This is a genomic window from Bosea vestrisii (assembly GCF_030144325.1).
Classification (GTDB): domain Bacteria; phylum Pseudomonadota; class Alphaproteobacteria; order Rhizobiales; family Beijerinckiaceae; genus Allobosea; species Allobosea vestrisii_A.
In genome coordinates, this window is sequence record NZ_CP126307.1 from 1559634 (window position 1) to 1577975 (window position 18342).

General features: G+C 65.8%; 18 protein-coding genes. 11 read left to right on the forward strand and 7 right to left on the reverse strand.

The annotated features are described in order from the left end of the window. Position 1: 1 nt before the first annotated feature. On the reverse strand, positions 2–1171 hold the full coding sequence (locus QO058_RS07755) for an amino acid aminotransferase (RefSeq protein ID WP_284171457.1): 1170 nt from the start codon (positions 1169–1171) through the stop codon (positions 2–4). A gap of 158 nt (positions 1172–1329) precedes the next feature. On the opposite strand from QO058_RS07755, the gene QO058_RS07760 reads away from it, so the two are divergent. Beyond that, the gene (locus tag QO058_RS07760) at positions 1330–1797 is read left to right on the forward strand and encodes an Lrp/AsnC family transcriptional regulator (protein ID WP_284171458.1); all 468 of its coding nucleotides are present in this window, start codon (positions 1330–1332) and stop codon (positions 1795–1797) included. Between the two features lie 35 nt (positions 1798–1832). Here the strand turns inward: QO058_RS07760 and hpaD are convergent, their stop codons facing one another. The 3 genes from hpaD to QO058_RS07775 are packed head-to-tail and all read right to left on the reverse strand — an operon-like array spanning position 1833 to position 4789. Beyond that, positions 1833–2813, reverse strand: a complete 981-nt coding sequence (gene hpaD, locus QO058_RS07765; RefSeq protein WP_284171459.1) for a 3,4-dihydroxyphenylacetate 2,3-dioxygenase — start codon at positions 2811–2813, stop codon at positions 1833–1835. A 45-nt stretch (positions 2814–2858) separates the two neighbouring features. Then, positions 2859–4397, reverse strand: a complete 1539-nt coding sequence (hpaE, locus tag QO058_RS07770; RefSeq protein ID WP_284171460.1) for a 5-carboxymethyl-2-hydroxymuconate semialdehyde dehydrogenase — start codon at positions 4395–4397, stop codon at positions 2859–2861. After that, on the reverse strand, positions 4394–4789 hold the full coding sequence (locus QO058_RS07775) for a 5-carboxymethyl-2-hydroxymuconate Delta-isomerase (protein WP_284171461.1): 396 nt from the start codon (positions 4787–4789) through the stop codon (positions 4394–4396). Before QO058_RS07775 ends, hpaE begins: the two co-directional genes overlap by 4 nt. A gap of 197 nt (positions 4790–4986) precedes the next feature. Here QO058_RS07775 and hpaR point away from each other — a divergent pair, with 197 nt between their 5' ends. Beyond that, positions 4987–5418 (forward strand): homoprotocatechuate degradation operon regulator HpaR, encoded by a 432-nt coding sequence (hpaR, locus tag QO058_RS07780; protein ID WP_284171462.1) that lies wholly within the window; start codon positions 4987–4989, stop codon positions 5416–5418. 18 nt (positions 5419–5436) lie between these two features. Here hpaR and QO058_RS07785 read toward each other — a convergent pair whose 3' ends face one another. After that, on the reverse strand, positions 5437–6357 hold the full coding sequence (locus tag QO058_RS07785) for a dihydrodipicolinate synthase family protein (RefSeq protein WP_284171463.1): 921 nt from the start codon (positions 6355–6357) through the stop codon (positions 5437–5439). Between the two features lie 101 nt (positions 6358–6458). Between QO058_RS07785 and QO058_RS07790 the strand changes: the two genes are divergently transcribed. The 4 genes from QO058_RS07790 to QO058_RS07805 all read left to right on the forward strand — a co-directional run bounded on the left by QO058_RS07790 (position 6459) and on the right by QO058_RS07805 (position 10227). Beyond that, a complete protein-coding gene (locus QO058_RS07790) occupies positions 6459–7205 on the forward strand; it encodes a FadR/GntR family transcriptional regulator (protein WP_284171464.1) in 747 nt (248 codons plus the stop codon). Then, the gene (locus QO058_RS07795) at positions 7202–8170 is read left to right on the forward strand and encodes a tripartite tricarboxylate transporter substrate binding protein (RefSeq protein WP_284171465.1); all 969 of its coding nucleotides are present in this window, start codon (positions 7202–7204) and stop codon (positions 8168–8170) included. The genes QO058_RS07790 and QO058_RS07795 overlap by 4 nt, the downstream gene beginning before the upstream one ends. Positions 8171–8241: 71 nt before the next feature. Further along, positions 8242–8715: a tripartite tricarboxylate transporter TctB family protein gene (locus QO058_RS07800; protein ID WP_284171466.1), complete on the forward strand. Its 474-nt coding sequence runs from the start codon at positions 8242–8244 to the stop codon at positions 8713–8715. A 6-nt stretch (positions 8716–8721) separates the two neighbouring features. After that, positions 8722–10227 carry a tripartite tricarboxylate transporter permease gene (locus QO058_RS07805; RefSeq protein WP_284171467.1) on the forward strand — a complete coding sequence of 502 codons (1506 nt, stop codon included), beginning with the start codon at positions 8722–8724 and terminating at the stop codon, positions 10225–10227. 75 nt (positions 10228–10302) lie between these two features. Here QO058_RS07805 and QO058_RS07810 read toward each other — a convergent pair whose 3' ends face one another. Then, positions 10303–11262, reverse strand: a complete 960-nt coding sequence (locus QO058_RS07810; RefSeq protein WP_284171468.1) for a Bug family tripartite tricarboxylate transporter substrate binding protein — start codon at positions 11260–11262, stop codon at positions 10303–10305. 243 nt (positions 11263–11505) lie between these two features. After that, positions 11506–11982, reverse strand: a complete 477-nt coding sequence (locus QO058_RS07815; RefSeq protein ID WP_432212019.1) for a MarR family winged helix-turn-helix transcriptional regulator — start codon at positions 11980–11982, stop codon at positions 11506–11508. A gap of 498 nt (positions 11983–12480) precedes the next feature. Between QO058_RS07815 and QO058_RS07820 the strand changes: the two genes are divergently transcribed. The 5 genes from QO058_RS07820 (at position 12481) to QO058_RS07840 (ending at position 18311) form a co-directional block, all read left to right on the forward strand. After that, on the forward strand, positions 12481–13263 hold the full coding sequence (locus tag QO058_RS07820) for a class II aldolase/adducin family protein (protein ID WP_284171470.1): 783 nt from the start codon (positions 12481–12483) through the stop codon (positions 13261–13263). A 56-nt stretch (positions 13264–13319) separates the two neighbouring features. After that, entirely contained in the window at positions 13320–15272 is a 1953-nt protein-coding gene (locus tag QO058_RS07825) for an FAD-binding monooxygenase (protein ID WP_284171471.1), read from the forward strand. Positions 15273–15523: 251 nt separating this feature from the next. After that, positions 15524–16555 carry an ABC transporter substrate-binding protein gene (locus tag QO058_RS07830; RefSeq protein WP_284171472.1) on the forward strand — a complete coding sequence of 344 codons (1032 nt, stop codon included), beginning with the start codon at positions 15524–15526 and terminating at the stop codon, positions 16553–16555. An 8-nt stretch (positions 16556–16563) separates the two neighbouring features. Further along, complete coding sequence (locus QO058_RS07835; RefSeq protein ID WP_284171473.1) at positions 16564–17445, forward strand: ABC transporter ATP-binding protein; 882 nt, start codon at positions 16564–16566, stop codon at positions 17443–17445. Continuing rightward, positions 17442–18311: an ABC transporter permease gene (locus QO058_RS07840; RefSeq protein ID WP_284171474.1), complete on the forward strand. Its 870-nt coding sequence runs from the start codon at positions 17442–17444 to the stop codon at positions 18309–18311. The genes QO058_RS07835 and QO058_RS07840 overlap by 4 nt, the downstream gene beginning before the upstream one ends. The last annotated feature ends 31 nt before the right edge of the window (positions 18312–18342 follow it).

Genomic DNA, 18342 nt, shown 5'->3' on the forward strand with positions numbered 1-18342 from the left:
GTCAGGGCCGGGCGAGCACGCCGACGGCGATGAGCGCCTCGACGAAACGCGGCGCATCCTCGCTGCGCAATCCGGCAAGGTTGATGCGCCCGCTCGGCACGAGATAGACGGCGTGCTCGGAACGCAGCGCCTGGGCCTGCTCGCGCGTCAGCTTGAGCGTCGAGAACAGCCCGCGCTGCCGGGCGATGCCGGCAAGCGCCGGATGCAGGGCGGCGAGCGCAGAGCGAACCGAATGGATGCGCTCGGCCATGCCGGAGAGCTCGCCACGCCAATTGGCGGTCAGCGCTTCGCTTTCGAGGATCGCGCGCACCACGGCCGCGCCGTGATCGGGCGGCATCGACCAGCTCACCCGCGCCGCCGCAGCCATGTTGCTGGCGACCGTCCCCGGCGTGCGCGACTTGACGTAAAGCGCCCCTGTCCGCTCGCGATAAAGCCCGAAATTCTTGTCGCAGGAATAGGAGACCAGCACCTCGGGACAGGCCTCGACGATGCGCCGCGCTCCGGCTGCGTCCAGGTCAAGCGTCTCGCCGAGGCCCTGATAGGCGAGATCGACGAAGGGAATGAGGCCGCGCTCGAGGCAGAGTGCCGTCACCGCCCCCCACTGCGCCGCGTCCAGGTCGAGTCCGGTCGGGTTGTGGCAGCAGCCATGCAGCAGGACGACATCGCCGGCTTGCGCCGAGGACAGCGCCGCCATCATCGCCTCGAAAGAGAGGGTCTGGGTCGTCAGGTCAGCGAAAGCATAGTCGCGCACCGTCAACCCGGCGGCCTGGAAGATCGGGGCGTGGTTGGGCCAACTCGGCAGTCCCAGCCATATCTGCGCCTGCGGCCGCGCCGCGGCGATCAGGTCGGCGCCGAGGCGCAGCGCGCCGCTGCCGCCTGGGGTCTGGAAGCCGACGATGTCGTCCTGTGGGATGCGCTGGCCGAAGACGATCGGCCTCAGCAGGTCGACGAAGACCGGATCGCCCTCGATGCCGAGATAGGACTTGCTCGGCTGCTCATCGAGCAGGATGCGCTCCGCCTGCTTCACCGCCGCAAACACCGGCGTGCGGCCCTGCTCGTCGCGATAGACCCCGACACCGAGATCGATCTTGCCGGTTCGCTGATCCGCTTTGAACGCCGAGATCAGGGCAAGGATCGCATCTGCCGGCTTCGGCTTCAGGCTCTCGAACATGTTCCGCTCCAAGTTCAGGCAACCGTAACGCGGCGGCGATGCAGTGTCCGCGCTTTCGTGATGACCATTTCAGGCACCGTTGCTAGTTTCCTGCATAATTGAAGCATTCTGCGCGTGAGAATAGCGCGATGCCCTTTGGATCACGGAGATCGCCGCCTATGCTCGACGTTTACGACGTGAAACTCCTCTCCGCGCTCCAGCGCAAGGGCGACGCCGCCCATGTCGAACTGTCCGAAAGCGTCCATCTCTCGCCGAGCCAGTGCGCCCGGCGCATCGAGCGGCTGCGCAAGCAGGGCTATATCGAGAAGGTCGTCTGCCTGCTTAGTCCGGCGGCGCTGGGCCTGCAGGTCATGGCCCATTCGCTGCTCAGCCTGCGGGCGCACGATGCCTCGCAGAACGCAATGCTGCAGCAGTTCCTGCTGGAGTCGCCGGAGGTACTCGAATGCCACGCGCAGACCGGCGATGCCGACATGATCCTCAAGATCGTGGCGCGCGACCTTCCTCATCTCAGCGACTTCATCGACCGGCTGATCGCCGTCACCGGCGGCCTCGCCTCGCTGCGGACCGGCGTGGTGCTGAAATCGATCAAGACGACGACGGAGCTGCCGCTGCGGGCCATTGGCTGACCGGCAATCCGTCCTCGATCGACCGGGCAGCGCCCTCAGGCGGCGATGATCGGAGAAGCTGCGTAGGCCGGCTGGCGCACAGGCGTACCCTCGAAGGCGGTGCCTTCCTCGAACCAGCTCTTCGGCGCGGGGGCACCCCACAGCGTCTGGCGCTGTGGATCACGCAGATCCCAGCGGATCGGCTCGTGATCGGGATCGATCGTCTGATAATCCGAGCAATAGATCTCGATGCGATGGCCGTCGGGGTCGCGGATATAGAGGAAGAAGGCGTTGGAGATGCCGTGGCGCCCCGGACCGCGCTCGATATTGCCGACATAGCCGGTGGTCGCCATCAGATCGAGCAGGTCGATGATGTTGAGCGGCGTCGGCACCCAGAAGGCGACATGGTGCAGCCGCGGCCCCACACCATGGGTGAAGGCCATGTCGTGGACACCGCCCTTGCGATGCATCCAGGCGGCCCAGAGTCGCGTGCGATCTTCGTTCTCGGTGTATTCGGTCACCCGGAAGCCGATCTCGTTGTAGAATGCGACCGAGGCGTCGACATCGTCCGAGAAGCAGTTGAAATGGTCGATGCGCAGGGGTTTCACCCCCTTGTAGAGCGCGTATTTCTGGTGAACCGACGGCAGCTTGTCCATATGGAAGTAGAATTCCAGGGGAACGCCAAGCGGATCGCTGGTGCGCAAGGTTCGCCCTTGATAGGGCTCCTCGACGAACTCGGCCTTCAGGCCCTTGCTGCGGAAGAAGTGCTGGGCCCTGTCGAGATCTTCCTCGGAGAAGACCTTGAAGCCGAGATGGCGGGCAGCGGGCTCGGCTCCCTTCTCCAGGACGATGCAGTGATGGCCGCGCTCTTCCATGGCCCGGAAATAGAGCCGCTCCGGCGTCTCCTGCGTGAGCTGCAGACCGAGCGTGTCGCCCCAGAACGCCTTCGCAGCGACGAGGTCACGGACCGTCAGCACGACGTGGTTCAGGCGCACGACATGGAAGGACGGATTGAGGACGCTGGACGGGACGGGCATGGTTCCTCCTGGAGATCGTTCTTCTTGTCTTTCTAGGCCGCGGTTTCAGATCCCCAGCCGCGGCACCTGATGGGTATCGAAGGCCACGGCGACGTTTTTCGTCTCCATGTAGAAGTCGAAGGAATAGTCGCCGCCATCCCGTCCGATGCCGGATGACTTCACCCCGCCGAACGGGGTCGGGAGGTGGCGGACATTCTCCGAATTGACCCAGATCATCCCGGCGTCGAGGTCACGCGCGACGCGATGGGCGCGCCCGACATCGCGGGTCCAGATATAGCCTGCCAGCCCGTACTGGACGTCGTTGGCGATCGCGATTGCGTCCGCCTCGTCCTCAAACGGGATCATGGTCAGGACCGGCCCGAAGATCTCCTCCTGAGCGATCCGCATGCCGTTGCTGGCATCAAGATAGAGCGTTGGTTCGACGTAGTTGCCGGCGCCGTCCATTGCCCGCCCGCCGCCACAGGCGACACGGGCGCCCTCGCCCTGCGCAAGGGCAGGATAGGACAACACCTTCTCGGCATGGCGCGGATGAATCAGCGGCCCGATCTCGGTCGCCGGATCGAGCGGATGGCCGACGCGCAGGCGCTTTACCCGCTCGGCGACCTTGGCGGAGAAGGCGTCGTAGATCGAACGCTGAACCAGCGCGCGCGAGGACGAGGTGCAGCGCTCACCGTTGAGCGAGTAGATCATGAACAGCACCGCATCGAGGGCGCGGTCGAGATCGGCATCCTCGAACACGATCACCGGATTCTTGCCGCCAAGCTCGAAATGGACGCGCTTCAGCGTGTCCGCGCCCTGGCGCATGATGTGCTGGCCGGTCGTCGTCTCGCCGACGAAGGCCACCGCCTTGATGTCCGGATGCTCGGTCAGCGCCTTGCCGGCGCTCTCGCCGAGGCCGTGGACGACGTTGACCACGCCTGCCGGAAAGCCGTGCTTGCGGATGGTCTCGTCCATGATCTCGCCGAGCAGCGTGGCGGACAGAGGCGACCATTCGGCCGGCTTGTGGACGACCGTGCAGCCGGCGGCGAGCGCCGGCGCGATCTTCCAGGTCGAGAGCATGAACGGCGTATTCCACGGCGTGATCACACCCACCGGACCGATCGGCTGGCGCAGCGTGTAGTTGATATGGCCTTCATCCGGCAGCGACAGGCCGTTGCCGGCTTCCGGCGCCCGGTCGGCATAGAAACGGAAGTTCTCAGCCCCGCGCAGCGCCGCCTTCGACATGAAGCGGATGGCCTGGCCGGTATCGCTGCTCTCGACAAGGGCGATCTCCTCGGCCCGCGCCTCGATCGCATCGGCGATCGCATGCAGCACGGCACGGCGCTTGGCGCCGGAGGCCTTCTTCCAGGCCGGAAAGGCCTTGCGCGCCGCCTTGGCCGCCCGGTCGATCTCCGCCTTGTCGCCGGCAGCGATGACGGCCTGGCGTTCGTTCGTGGTCGGGTCCAGCGTATCGAAGGTCGCGCCCGAGGCCGAAAGGACGGCCTCGCCTGCGATCAGATGCGGCACGGTGCCTGTGGTGAAGCGCTCCATAGCCTGGCGTGCCTTGGCGAGGTTCGCGGTCAGCTTCGTATCGGTCACGGTCATGGCTTCGCCCTCGCTTTCAGGCGTTCGTGCAGATTGTTGGTCTTCAGCGACGCCGTGCCGTCGATCTCGGCGACATCGACGCTGAGAGCGAGACCCCGGCGCTGGAAGGTCTCGGCCGTCTCGCGCTCGAGCGCCGCCATCAGCACCTCGGCGACGCGCCGGCGGGTCGCGGCATCGCGTCCCTCGCCGATCCGCACCGAAACGGCGACGAAGGCGTTTTCGGGATCACCATCGGCGACCAGATAATGCTCCCGCCGCACCGCGCGGGATCGCAGCCCGGCCAGCGGGAAGACACCCGTCTCCAGCGCGGCGGCGTGCAGTGCCTCGACCAGCCGCATCGGGCGAACCTCGTCCTCGAGATTGGCGGAGTATTCGACGACGATATGGGGCACGCTGCTCCTCCGTATCCAAATTAGATAACATGTTAAATTTATCGTCGCAAGCTAGTTTGGCTCGGACTGCTGCCTGCGCTAGGGTGGCGCAAATCTCAGATGGGTTTCAAGGTTTGACCGACGATTCGAAGACCACGGGCGCCACGGGTCCGGCTGCGACCAGGCTAAGGCTGCGCCATTTCTCCAAATCGCTGCCGATGTCGCTGCTGCGGGCGCGCGAGTCGGTGATGCGGCATTTCCGCAAATCCCTGCGCGAATTCGGCGTAACCGAGCAGCAATGGCGGGTGCTGCGGGCGCTGAGCACCATGCCGCAGATGGAGGTGGCGGAACTGGCGCGGGCGACGTTCCTGCTCGGCCCCAGCCTGTCGCGGATCCTGGTTGATCTCGACCAGCGCAAACTGATCGTCCGGACGGCCGACCCGGCCGATCTGCGCCGCTGGATGATCTCGCTCAGCCCCGCCGGCACCGCCCTCATCGACACGGTGACACCAGTGTCGGAGGCGATCTACCGCGAGATCAGCCAGCGCTTCGGCGCGGACAAGCTGGCCGAGCTGCAGAGCCTGCTCGCCGAGCTCGAGCAGGCCATGGCCGGCGTCGGCAGCGACGCGCCGGACGCCCCGGCCGATTGAGCGGACCGAGGGCCGGTCTCAACCGCGACCGGCTGCCGGCGTACCCGGGAAGACACCGAGCTTCGCCACATGCTGGCGAACGAGCTCTTCGCCGAAGGTCGTCGGCCGCATGGCAGGCGCACGGTCGTGGATTACGATACCGGCCCGCGCTCCGAAGATGCGCTTGCCGTAGCAGATCAGGCTCTCCAGCGACTGCATCATGAACACGATGACGGGCAGGATGTCGCGATAGATGCGCTCTGCCTCGGCCTCGTTGCCGGCGAGGAAGCTGTCATAGGCCCTGGTCGTGAAATCGATGATCTCGGGGGCGAGGATCATGCCGACGCAGCCGGCGCGCAGGTTCTCGATCAGCTCGAGACCGCCGCGGCCGTTCATCACCGGCAGCCGACCCTCGGTCGTCTCGATCAGCTGCCGAATCTCGGTCGCCGCCCCCTCGCCCTTCACCAGCTTGATGTTGGGGTGCTGCGCGACGAGGCTGCGGATATCCTCCGCCGAGAGACCGCGGCCCATATAGGCCGGCGCGTTCTGGATCGCGACCGGCAGGTTGGTCGCATCCGCGACCCGGCCGAAGAAGCGGATGTACTCGCCCGCCGCGAAGCTGCCGACCATCGGCGGCTGCAGGATGACCCAATCGGCCTTCGCCGCTTCCGCGGCCCTGACCAGCTCGACCTGCTCGCCGACCGAGGTTCCGTAGATCGTGAAACCGAGCGGCTTCACGCCCCCGACATCCTCCGAGGTCCACTCCATCACCGTGCGCCGCTCGGGCACCGTCAGCTTGGAGACCTCCGTCGCGAGGCCGAGCGCCGCAATGCCATGGGCGCCGTGTTGCAGGCAGATCTCGACCTGCCGCCGCATCGCCTCTCGGTCGAGCCGCTCCTGCGTGTCGAACAGCGCATAGAGGATCGCATGGATGCCGGTGAACGCGGTCTGAGTGGTCATGGCCGTGCCTCGCTTCAATGGTCAGATGTTAAACATCAGATGAATGCTTGCATGCAAGCCCTGGTCGTGACAGTTTCCCGCCGCGGGAGAGAAAACGGGTCATGGCGCGAGGCAGCAAGCCAGGAAAGATCGGCACGATGGTCGCGGCGCTCGGCGCCGCGATCGTGCGCGGCGAGATCGCCTCGGGAACCGTGCTGCCGGCCGAGCCGGAGCTGGCCGAGCGCTATGGCGTCGGCCGTAGCGTCGTCCGCGAAGCCGTGAAGACCCTCGTCGCCAAGGGCCTGCTCACCGTGCGCCCGCGCCACGGCACGCAGGTGCGCCCACAGCACGACTGGACGCTGCTCGACCGCGAAGTGCTCGGCTGGATGCGCGGTGCGGACGGGCTCGATCGCGACCTGCTGCTCGCTTTGGAGGAGACGCGCGAGATCATCGAGCCGGAAGCCGCTGCCCTGGCCGCGAGCCGCGCCACACCTGAGGATCTCGCTCGCATTCGCGCCGCGCTCGCCGACATGGAAGCCGGCCAGGACGATCCGGCAGCCGCCATCGCCGCCGACAAGCGCTTTCACCTTTCGATCCTCGACGCCACCAACAACCCGATCCTGCGCAGCTTCCGCGGCGCGATCGATACGATCCTGAGCGCGATGTTCGACTTCACCGTCGACGTCTTCGCCGGCAACCTCGCCAACCATGCCGCGGTCGTCGATGCGATCGCCGCTGGCCAACCTGAAGAGGCCCGCCAGGCGATGCGGCAGGTGCTTGGCTACACGCGCGGCCACATGCTTTCCAGCCTCGCTCTCGCGGGTGGAACCAACCCGACCCAAAAAATCAAACAGGGAGAAACGCCATGAAATTCGCAAAGCTGCTGCTCGCTGCCGCCGTCGCAGCGGTGTCGCTGCCCGCCTCGGCAGCCTGGCCGGAGCGCCCGATCACCCTGGTCGTGCCCTGGGCCGCCGGCGGCGGAACCGACGCCGTCGCCCGCATCCTGGCAGCCGGGCTGGAGAAGGAGCTCGGCAAGCCGGTCAACGTCGTCAACCGCACTGGCGGCGGCGGCGTGGTCGGCCATACCGAAATGGTCAACGCCAAGCCGGACGGCTACACGATCGGCCTCGCGACAGCCGAGGTCACGACCTATTACTGGTCGAACACCGCTCCCTTCACCTATGAGAAGCTCACCCCGATCGCGCTGGTGAACTTCGACTCGGCCGCCTTCAACGTCGCCGCGAACTCGCCCTGGGCCGATCTGCGCGCCGCGCTCGACGACATCAAGAAGCAGCCTGTCGGCCACTACAAGCTCTCGGGCATGGCCGCCGGAGCCGCCTATCACCTCGCCTTCGCCGGCCTGCTCCAGCTCGAGGGCATCAACCCCAAGAGCGTCACGGTGGTGCCGAGCCAGGGCGCGGCTCCCGGCTTCCAGGAACTGGCTTCCGGAGGCGCCCAGATCGTCCCGTCTTCGCTGCCCGAGGGCAAGCCGATGTTCGATGCCGGCCGCGTCAAGTCGCTGGCGGTGATGTCGAAGGAGAAGATCGGCGCCTTCCCGACCGTACCGACCGTCAAGGATGCGATCGGCAAGGACTATGAGGGCGGCACTTGGCGCGGCCTCGCAGCTCCTGCGGGCCTGCCAGCCGATGTGACCGCCCGCCTGGTCGAGGCGACGGAGAAGGTCGCCAATTCCGAGGCCTACAAGTCCTTCCTGGCCGAGCGCGGCTTCGGCTACGCCTTCGCCAAGGGCCCGGCCTTCGGCACCTTCCTCGCGACCCAGCACAAGAACAACGGCGAGATCATGGGCGCGCTCGGCCTGCGCTTGCGCCAGTAGTCGATCCGCCTTTCGCATGATCGGGGCGCGGCGTCCTTCGCCGCGCCCGCCCCTTGCACACCGGGCACATCATGAAGTTCAACGATCTCTTCACCGGCCTCCTCGTCCTCGTCCTGTCGGGCCTGGTTGCAGCCGCATCCTGGAGCCTGCCGAACCCGTCCGAGCAGCCGCTCGGTCCGTCGGCCTTCCCGCTGATCCTGTCGGGACTGCTGGCTCTCTGCGCCGCGATCCTCGCCGTCAACGGCGCCCGCGCGACGCAAGGCGGGCCGCTGGTCGGCCTTGCCGACTGGGCCCGCAGCGGCAGTGCGCTCGCGCGCCTGCTGCTCGTCCCGGCAGCGGTGATCTTCTACATGCTCTTCGCCGAGACGCTCGGCTTCCTGATCTGTGCGCCGCTGATCCTCGTCGTGCTCTTCCTGGCCGGCGGCACCAGGTCGCTGCAGGCCATCGGGCTTTCGCTCGCAGCGGCGCTCGTCATCCACTCGATTTTCTATCTTGCCCTCGGCGTGCAATTGCCCTGGGGCCCGCTCGAACCTTTGCGCTGGTAAGCCGCCATGCTCGACGCCTATGTCACCGCGCTGGGGATGGTGCTCGATCCCTATGTGCTCTTCGTCATCACCGCCTCGGCGATCTACGGCCTCATCGTCGGCTGCATTCCTGGCCTCTCGGCCACGATGGCGACCGCGCTGCTGGTGCCGCTGACCTTCTTCATGCCGCCGGTACCGGCGATCGCCGCGATCGTCACCACCTCGACCATGGCGATCTTCTCCGGCGATATTCCCGGCTGCCTCTTGCGCATCCCGGGTACGCCGGCCTCGGCCGCTTATGTCGACGATTCCTACCAGATGACGCTGCAGGGCAAGCCCGAGCTCGCGCTCGGCATCGGCCTGTGGTTCTCGGTGCTCGGCGGCCTGTTCGGCACCGCGGTGATGATGGTGGCTTCCCCGGCCATCGCCGATTTCGCGCTTGGCTTCGGCTCGGTCGAGTTCTTCTGGATCGTCATGCTCGGCCTAGGCGGCGCCGTCTTCATCGGCTCCTCGACGCCGCTGAAAGCCTGCATCTCGCTGCTGATCGGCCTGCTGATCGCGATGATCGGCATGAACAATCCGGCCGGCCAGCCGCGCTTCACCATGGACTCGACCGAGATGCTCGGCGGCGTCTCGCTGATCCCGATGATGGTCGGCATGTTCGCCTGCTCGGAGGTGATGCGCCACATGGTCTCCGACGGCAGCGCCCCGCATGCCGTGGTCAAGAAGATCGGGCCGATCTTCGCCAATATGTGGCGCCTGACCAAGCAGTACCCCTGGCAGCTCATCCGCGGCAGCGCGCTCGGCACCATAATCGGCATCCAGCCAGGCAGCGGCGCCGACATGGCGGCCTGGATGTCCTATGCGATGAGCAAGCGCTTCTCGAAGGAGCCGGAGAAGTTCGGCACCGGCCACCCCGAGGGCCTGATCGAGGCCGGCGCCTCCAACAACTCCTCGCTCGCCGGCGCCTGGATTCCTGCCCTGGTCTTCGGCATCCCCGGCGACTCGATCACCGCCATCGCCATCGGCGTGCTGATGATGAAGAACATGGCGCCGGGGCCGACGATCTTCGTCAACAACCCGGAGAACGTCTATGCGGTCTTCCTGGTCTTCGTCATCGCCAACCTTTTGATGCTGCCGCTCGGCTGGGCGATCATCAAGGTCGCGACGCGCGTGCTCTCCGTGCCGCGACGCGTGCTGATGCCGATCATCCTGCTCTTCGCGATCGTCGGCTCCTACGCGATCAACAACTCGCTGTTCGACGTCGGCGTCATGCTCGCCTTCGGCGTGCTCGCTTTCATCCTCGAGGAGAACGACTTTCCGGTAGCGCCGGTGATCCTCGGCGTCGTGCTCGGGCCGCTGCTGGAGGAGTATTTCATCAACTCGATGATCAAGTCCGACGGCCGGCTGATCGGCCTGGTCGACCGGCCGATCGCCGCCGTCCTCGCCGCGATCACGATCGGCATCATCGGCTGGACCATCCTCGCCTCGCTGAAGAGCGGCAAGGCGAGCAGACAGCCGGCGCAGGGCTGACGCAGTATCTCAGGCGCGAAGCGCGCAGCATCGCGCCTATTGGCTCGAGCCGGACTCCGGCCGCGACCGAGCTGTTCAGCCCGGCTTGATGCCGGCTTCTTCGACCACGCGGTTGGCGCGCTGGGTCTCGGCCTCGATGAACTTGGCGAAGCTCGCCGCGTCCTCGGTCACCGCTTCGGCGCCGAGCGCGGTCAGTTTCTCGACGATCTCGCGATCCTTCGAGGCCGCCTGCACCGTCGCGTTGACGCGCTGCACTGTCTCCGCCGACAGGCCCTTCGGCCCCCACAGGCCATACCAGAGCGTGAAGTCGATATCCGCCAATCCGAGTTCGCCGGCGGTCGGCACGTTCGGCAGGAGCTTGCTGCGCTGCGCGCCCATGATGGCGAAGGCACGCACCTTCCCGTCGGTGATGAACGACAGGGCCGAACCGAGCGGGGCGACCATCAGCGGGACCTGGGCGGCGACGACATCGGTGATCGCCGGGGCGGTACCGCGATAATTGACCAGCTCCGCGCTCGTGCCGGTGCGGCGCTTGAAGCTCTCGGTGGCAAGATGGCCCATGCTGCCCAGCGCCGAATTGGCAAAGGTGTATTCGGTGGGGTTGGCCTTCATGTCGGCGATCAGCGCCGGCATCGTCGCGGGCGTCTTGGTCGAGCCGATCAGCACCATCGGCGAGGTCGCAAATCGCGAGATCGGCGTGAAATCCGTTAGCGGGTCGTAGGATACGCTGCGCATCACGTGCTTCGCCATGATGTGGATGTCGGCATTGGTCAGATAGGTCGTGCCGTCGGGCGCGGACCGCGCGACGTCGGCGGCGCCGAGCGTATTGCTGGCGCCGGCCTTGTTCTCGACCACCCAGGATTCATCGAGCGCCGGCGCGATGCGCTGGGCATAGAGCCGCCCGATGACGTCGATCGCGCCGCCCGCGGCGGCAGGCACCACGAGCCTCACGATCTTGCGTTGAGCCAGGGCGGCCCGGGACGCCAGCGCGCTGCCAGCAAGCCCGATCAAGGCGGCACGTCGTGTGATGATCACCAGGATTTCCTCCAGATATGGCCGCCTTGCCGGCGGTTCTCGATTCACGTCGAAAGGTCCGTCCGCGATCCGGATCGGGTGCGGTCAGCATGTTTGCAGGCCCGCTTCGCGAGATAAGAACGCATACTCATTATCAGTATGCATCACATATTGGACCTGTCAAACGCAAGCTCACGAACTCCGGCACATCGGAGTTCGTCAGGAGGCTTTGACCGCGATCTTGATGCGGGAAATGCGGAGCGGTCAGGCCGCGTCGGAGGAACGGGCCGCAGCCAGCCGCAGCGGCACGCGCGAGGCGTCGTTGTTGAGCTCGACGAGCTGCGCGAGCATCCGCATGAAGGCCTCCCGATCCTCGGGAATAAGCGGGGCGAGGATGCGCTCCTGGGCGCGCTGCGCCAGTGGCCCGGCTTCCTGCAGGACGCGTTCGCCTTTGGGCGAGAGATGCAGCACCTTGATGCGCTTGTCGTCCTTGCTGCCCGAACGCAGGATCAGTTCCTTCGCCTCCATCCGCTCGAGTACGTTGCCGAGCGTCGAACGGTCGAAGGCGACGAGGGCCGACAGACGGGTCGCGTCGATGCCGGGATTCTCGCGGACCGTGACCAGCGCCGCGTACTGAACAGGCGTGAGGTCGAGCGGCGCGCATTCCTCGAGGAAGATCGAGACGGCGATCTGCTGCGCACGCCGGATGAGATGGCCGGGCATATGATAGATATCGTCCATCGCCATCGTCGCTTTGTCTTAATGAAATAGCGGCAGGTCTCGCCGCCTGAATGTCAGAACCGCAGATTGTTCGTCAGCTGGCCGAAGCGAATATTGCCCGGCCAGATCGGCGAGCTTCCGCTATAGATCGTATGCTTTCATTCCGTAAGCGGTCAAACTGATCCCAGCGCTCGCCACGAAGCGACGGCGTATCTCGATCACGCAACCGAGCCCTTGGCCCTACCCTGCAGAGCGCTATGACACCCGACGCCGCCGGCGGTTGACAGCCCAAAATCTGCGCGTATCCTGTTAATCAGTATACGGACGATCTATCAAAGATCGAGCAGATGGGAGGATGGCCTGGCGATTTCCGGTTTCGGGAATTCGCGGTGCCGCAACACCTTCGCACCATCCTCGATCCCTTCTGATGGTCTGCGCCGGCACGGCGATCGACTGCTGTGCCGGCACTGGCTGGCCTGTAGAACGCTTCGATCAAGGCGATTTCGGAGAGACCGACCTATGTGCACTTCGGACCATGGCAACCACCCCATCGCCGTCGACGTCGCCGACACGGCCACAGCCTCGGTCGCGCCGTCACCGGCGATCGTCGCGGACCTCGTCGCGGCCAATCACATCCTGTTCGATCAGGGCGTCGTCGATGCGTTCGGCCATATCAGCGTGCGCCATGACGGCCGGCCCGACCGCTTCCTGCTCGCCCGCAACATGGCGCCGAGCCGGGTCGAGGCCGAGGATATCGTCGAGTTCACGCTCGATGGGGAGGCGGTGAACGCCAACGGCCGCAAGGTCTACCTCGAACGCTTCATCCACGCCGAGATCTTCCGCAAGCGCCCGGACGTGATGGCCGTCGTCCACAGCCACTCGCATTCGATCGTGCCCCTCAGCGTCGTCAAGGGCACGCGGCTCAGGGCGATGTTCCACATGGCCGGTTTCGTTGGCCAGGGCGCGCCCGTCTTCGAGATCCGCGAGGCCGGAGGCGACGCGACCGATCTCCTGATCAGCAACAATCATCTCGGCCGCGCCCTCGCCGAGCATTTCGACGGGCACGACATCGTCCTGATGCGCGGCCATGGCTCGACCGTGGTCGGCGGCTCGATCAAACAGGCGGTCTACCGGGCCGTCTATGCCGAGCTCAATGCGCGCTATCAGCTCCAGGCGATGCAGCTCGGTGACGTCACTTACCTCACCGAGGGTGAAAGCCGCGCCTGCGTCGCCAGCATCGAGGCGCAGGTCCATCGCCCCTGGGAAATGTGGCTCGAACAGGCCCACGCACGCCGGCGCTAACGGCGATTGGCTGACGCAGCCGCCTCGATCATTCCGCCTCGTTGAAGGGGGCTTCCATGCAGTTTCATCTCAACGGCTTTCGGACCGGCGATCCCGCCGTTTCCGAGCCCGCCACCAATCTCCCGGCCTCCTCCGCCAGCGCCTCCTTGCCCACTGAGGTCGACGTCCTCATCGTCGGCTGCGGCCCTGCAGGACTGACGCTTGCGGCGCAACTGGCGGCCTTTCCCGAGATCACGACGCGGATCGTCGAGCAGAAGCCCGGACCTCTCGAGCTCGGCCAAGCGGACGGCATCGCCTGCCGCACGATCGAGATGTTCGACGCCTTCGGTTTCTCCGAGCGCGTGCTCAAGGAGAGCTACTGGGTCAACGAGACGGTGTTCTGGAAGCCCGACGCGAACCGGCCTGAGGCAATCGTCCGCAGCGGCCGGATCCAGGATGTCGAGGACGGGCTCTCCGAGTTCCCGCATGTGATCCTGAACCAGGCGCGGGTGCATGACTTTTTCCTCGACGTGATGCGGCGCTCGCCGAGCCGCTTGGAGCCGGACTATTCCCGGCGCCTGCTCGACCTACAGATCGACACCGCCCGCAATGCCGACGGAAGCGCGTCATCGCACCCGGTGACGGTGCAACTGGAGCGGCTCGATCCCGCCCATGAGGGAGAGGTCGAGACTGTTAGGGCCCGCTATGTCGTCGGCTGCGACGGCGCCCGCAGCGCTGTGCGCAAATCGATCGGGCGCACGCTGCATGGCGATTCCGCCCAGCAGGCCTGGGGCGTCATGGACGTTCTCGCCGTCACCGATTTCCCGGATGTCCGGCTGAAGGCGCTGATCCAGTCCGCCGGCGAAGGCACGATCATCATCATCCCCCGCGAGGGCGGCTATCTGATCCGGATTTATGTCGAGCTCGACAAGCTCAGCGAGAACGAGCGAGTCGCGAGCCGCAATATCGGGGTCGAGCATCTCATCGCCGCGGCGCAGCGCATCCTCCGTCCGTATACGTTCGAGGTGCGCGAGGTCGCTTGGTGGTCGGTCTACGAGATCGGCCAACGCCTCTGCGACAAGTTCGACGACGTGCCGGCGGAGGAGGTCGGGCAGCGCCTGCCGGCCGTCTTCATCGCCGGCGATGCCTGCCATACCCACAGCCCGAAGGCCGGCCAGGGCATGAACGTCTCGATGCAGGACAGCTTCAACCTCGGCTGGAAGCTGGCCGCAGTCCTGCGCAGGCAATGCCCGCCGAAGCTCCTGCACAGCTACTCGGCCGAACGCCAGGCGATCGCCAAGGAGCTGATCGATTTCGATCGCGAATGGGCGAAGATGCTGAGCGCGCCCCTGAAGACCTCGGAGACCGGAGACGGTGTCGATCCCAAGGAGGTCGAGGCCTATTTCGTCAGGCATGGCCGTTACACGGCGGGCACCGCGACCCGCTATGCGCCCTCGACCCTGACGGGCGAGCCGACCCATGCTGGCCTGGCGACAGGGTTGCCGATCGGCGCGCGCTTCCATTCCGCGCCTGTCATCCGCCTTGGCGACGCCAAGCCGGTCGAGCTCGGCCATGTCGCGCAGGCCGACGGCCGCTGGCGCCTCTATGCCTTCGCCGACAGGGCCGATCCGTCCTCGGCAACGTCGCGCCTGCGGGCGCTTTGCGACTTCCTGGTGGACGCGCCCTCCTCGCCCCTGCGCCGGCACACGCGGTCGGGTGACGACATCGACGCGGTCATTGATCTTCGCGCCATCCTCCAGCAGGCCCATCGCGACGTCGCCGTGGAGACGCTGCCGAGCCTGCTCCTGCCCCGCAAGGGCCGCCTCGGCCTGATCGACTACGAGAAGGTGTTCTGCCCCGATCTTCGCAGCGGTCAGGACATCTTCGACGCACGCGGCATCGATCGCGAGCGCGGTTGCGTGGTGGTCGTGAGGCCCGATCAGTACGTCGCCAATTTGCTACCACTCGATGATTACGCCGCGCTGGCCGACTTCTTCGCCGCGTTCATGGCGGGGCAAGCTTCCCGGTGAACGTTTTTTAAAGAGAACGATACACCTGCAAAATATCCCTGAATTCTTCCCGTCAATCGAAGGCACGTCGAAGCTTTAAGCCAAGAAGATAAATCTTTCCTCGCTACTGCGTTCGAGATAATAAACAACCCTCGCCATTCGTTCTTTAAAAAGAACATTCTCATTGACGCTTTCTCTGTCGAGCCGCAAATTTCGGCATGGCTCAACGCGGCCTTGGACACGGGCCGCCGCAGCGTTTTCGGGAGTTCGACATGGCGATTTGGAACAACCTCTTGTCGCGCCGGCAGGCGGCCGCATTGATGGTCGGCACGGCGCTGTCGTTCGGTATCGGCGGGGCGGCGTCGGCCGCCGAGGGCCAGCTGCGCATCGCCAAACAGTTCGGCGTCGTCTACCTGCTCCTCGATCTCGCCGCCGAGCAGAAGCTGATCGAAAAGCATGGCAAGGCGGCCGGCGTCGACATCAAGGTCGAATTCCTGCAGCTCTCCGGTGGCGCGGCGGTCAATGATGCCTTGCTCTCAAGCTCGATCGAGATCGCCGGCGCCGGTGTCGGCCCGCTGTTCACGCTGTGGGATCGCACCAGGGGCAGGCAGAACGTCAAGGGCGTCGCCTCGCTCGGCAACTTCCCCTACTACCTCGTCACCAACAATCCGAATGTGAAGACGATCGCCGACTTCACCGAGAAGGACCGGATCGCCCTGCCGGCCGTCGGCGTCTCCGTGCAGTCGCGCATCCTGCAATGGGCCTCGGCCAAGCTTTGGGGCGATAAGGAGTTCGACCGGCTCGACAAAATCAGCGTCGCCCTGCCCCATCCCGAGGCTGCCGCCGCGATCATCAAGGGTGGCACCGAGATCACCGGCCATTTCGGCAACCCGCCCTTCCAGGAGCAGGAGTTGGCCGAGAACCCGAAAGCCCGCATCGTCTTGAACTCCTACGAGGTCCAGGGCGGGCCGGCTTCCTCGACCGTGCTCTACGGCACCGAGAAATTCTACAAGGACGCTCCGAAGACCTATCGCGCCTTCCTCGACGCGCTCGATGAAGCCGCGAAGTTCATCGCCAACAATCCCGATGAGGCCGCCGACATCTATCTCAAGGCCAATGGCGGCAAGGGTGACCGCAAGCTGCTGCTCCAGGTCATCAGGAATCCCGAGGTGACCTTCAAGGTCGAGCCGCAGAACACGCTCGGCCTCGGCCAGTTCCTGCACCGCGTCGGCGCGATCAAGAACGAGCCCAAGGCGCTGTCGGATTACTTCTTCACCGACCCGCGCATCGCCACCGGCAGCTGAGCGACGGCATGACACTCGTCGCCGAGAGACGGCAGCAGGACAGCCTGCTGCCTCTGCACCGTGTGGCTACGCGGGCCGATGAGGAACTGGCCTCGCCCGCCCTGCCCGCCCCGCTCCTGCAAGTCGACGGCGTCAGCCTCGAATACCGCACGGCCGAGACGATCGTTCGGGCCACGCACCGGGTCGGCTTCGACGTCTACGAGGCCGACCGCTTCGTGCTGCTCGGCCCGTCCGGTTGCGGCAAGTCGACCTTGCTCAAGGCCGTCGCCGGGTTCATCGCCCCGGTCGAGGGCGAGATCAGGCTCGGCGGCCGGCCGGTCAGCGGACCGGGTCCCGACCGCATCGTCGTCTTCCAGGAGTTCGACCAGCTCCCGCCCTGGAAGACCGTGCTGCAGAACGTCATCTTCCCGCTCACGGCCTCACGCACGCTTCCCCGCCGCGAGGCTGAAGAGCGGGCGCATCACTATGTCGAGAAGGTCGGGCTCGCCAAATTCGCCGACAGCTATCCGCACCAGCTCTCCGGCGGCATGAAGCAGCGTGTGGCGATCGCCCGCGCTCTTGCAATGCAGCCGAGCATCCTCCTGATGGACGAGCCCTTCGCCGCGCTCGATGCGCTGACCCGGCGCAGGATGCAGGAAGAGTTGCTCGCGCTTTGGGACGAGGTCCGCTTCACCCTGCTCTTCGTCACCCATTCGATCGAGGAGGCGCTGATCGTCGGCAACCGGGTCGCGGTGCTGTCAGCCCATCCCGGTCGATTGCGCGCTGAGTTCAACAGCCACGAATTCGATCTTGCCAGCACTGGCGGGGCGCCGTTTCAGGCCGCCGTTCGGCGCCTGCACGAGCGGCTGTTCGAGCATGAGCACGCCGTCGCGGGAGAGGCGAAGCCATGAGCTTGTCCCAGCCGCCGATCCGGCCGGAATATGACCAGCCGCTGCCGCTCTTCGTCGCGACGGCGCTCGAGCGGCCGCGTCCGCTGGTCGAGCGCCTCGCCGGACAGGGCTGGCTGCGCAAGGGTTTGATCCTCGTCGTCCTCGCCCTTCTCTGGGAGGCGCTGGCACGCTGGCAAGACAATGAACTGTTGCTGCCCACCTTTCTTGCGACGGTCGAGGCCCTGGTCGAAGGGCTGGCTAGTGGCGAAATGCTCCAACGCGCCCGGCTCTCGCTGGTCGTACTGGCGCAGGGTTATGTCGCAGGGCTGACGCTCGCCTTCCTGCTGACGACCCTGGCGATCTCGACCCAGATCGGGCGCGACCTGCTCTCGACGCTGACCGCGATGTTCAACCCATTGCCGGCGATCGCGCTCCTGCCATTGGCGCTGCTCTGGTTCGGCCTGGGCTCGGGCAGCCTGATCTTCGTGCTGATTCATTCGGTGCTCTGGCCGGTCGCGCTCAACACCTTCGCCGGTTTCCAGGGCGTGCCCGATACGCTGCGCATGGCCGGCCGAAATTACGGGCTCACCGGTCTGCGCTATGTCTTCGGCATTCTCGTACCGGCGGCGCTGCCGGCGATCCTGTCAGGCCTCAAGATCGGCTGGGCCTTCGCCTGGCGCACGCTGATCGCCGCCGAGCTCGTCTTCGGCGCTTCCTCGGGCCGTGGCGGCCTCGGCTGGTACATCTTCCAGAACCGCAACGAGCTCTATACCGACAAGGTCTTCGCCGGCCTGCTCCTGGTGATCCTGATCGGCCTCGCCGTCGAGAACCTCGTCTTCGCGGCGATCGAGAAAACGACGATCCGGCGCTGGGGGATGGCGCGCTGATGCCGCTGTCGCTTGCGATGACGCATGCTTT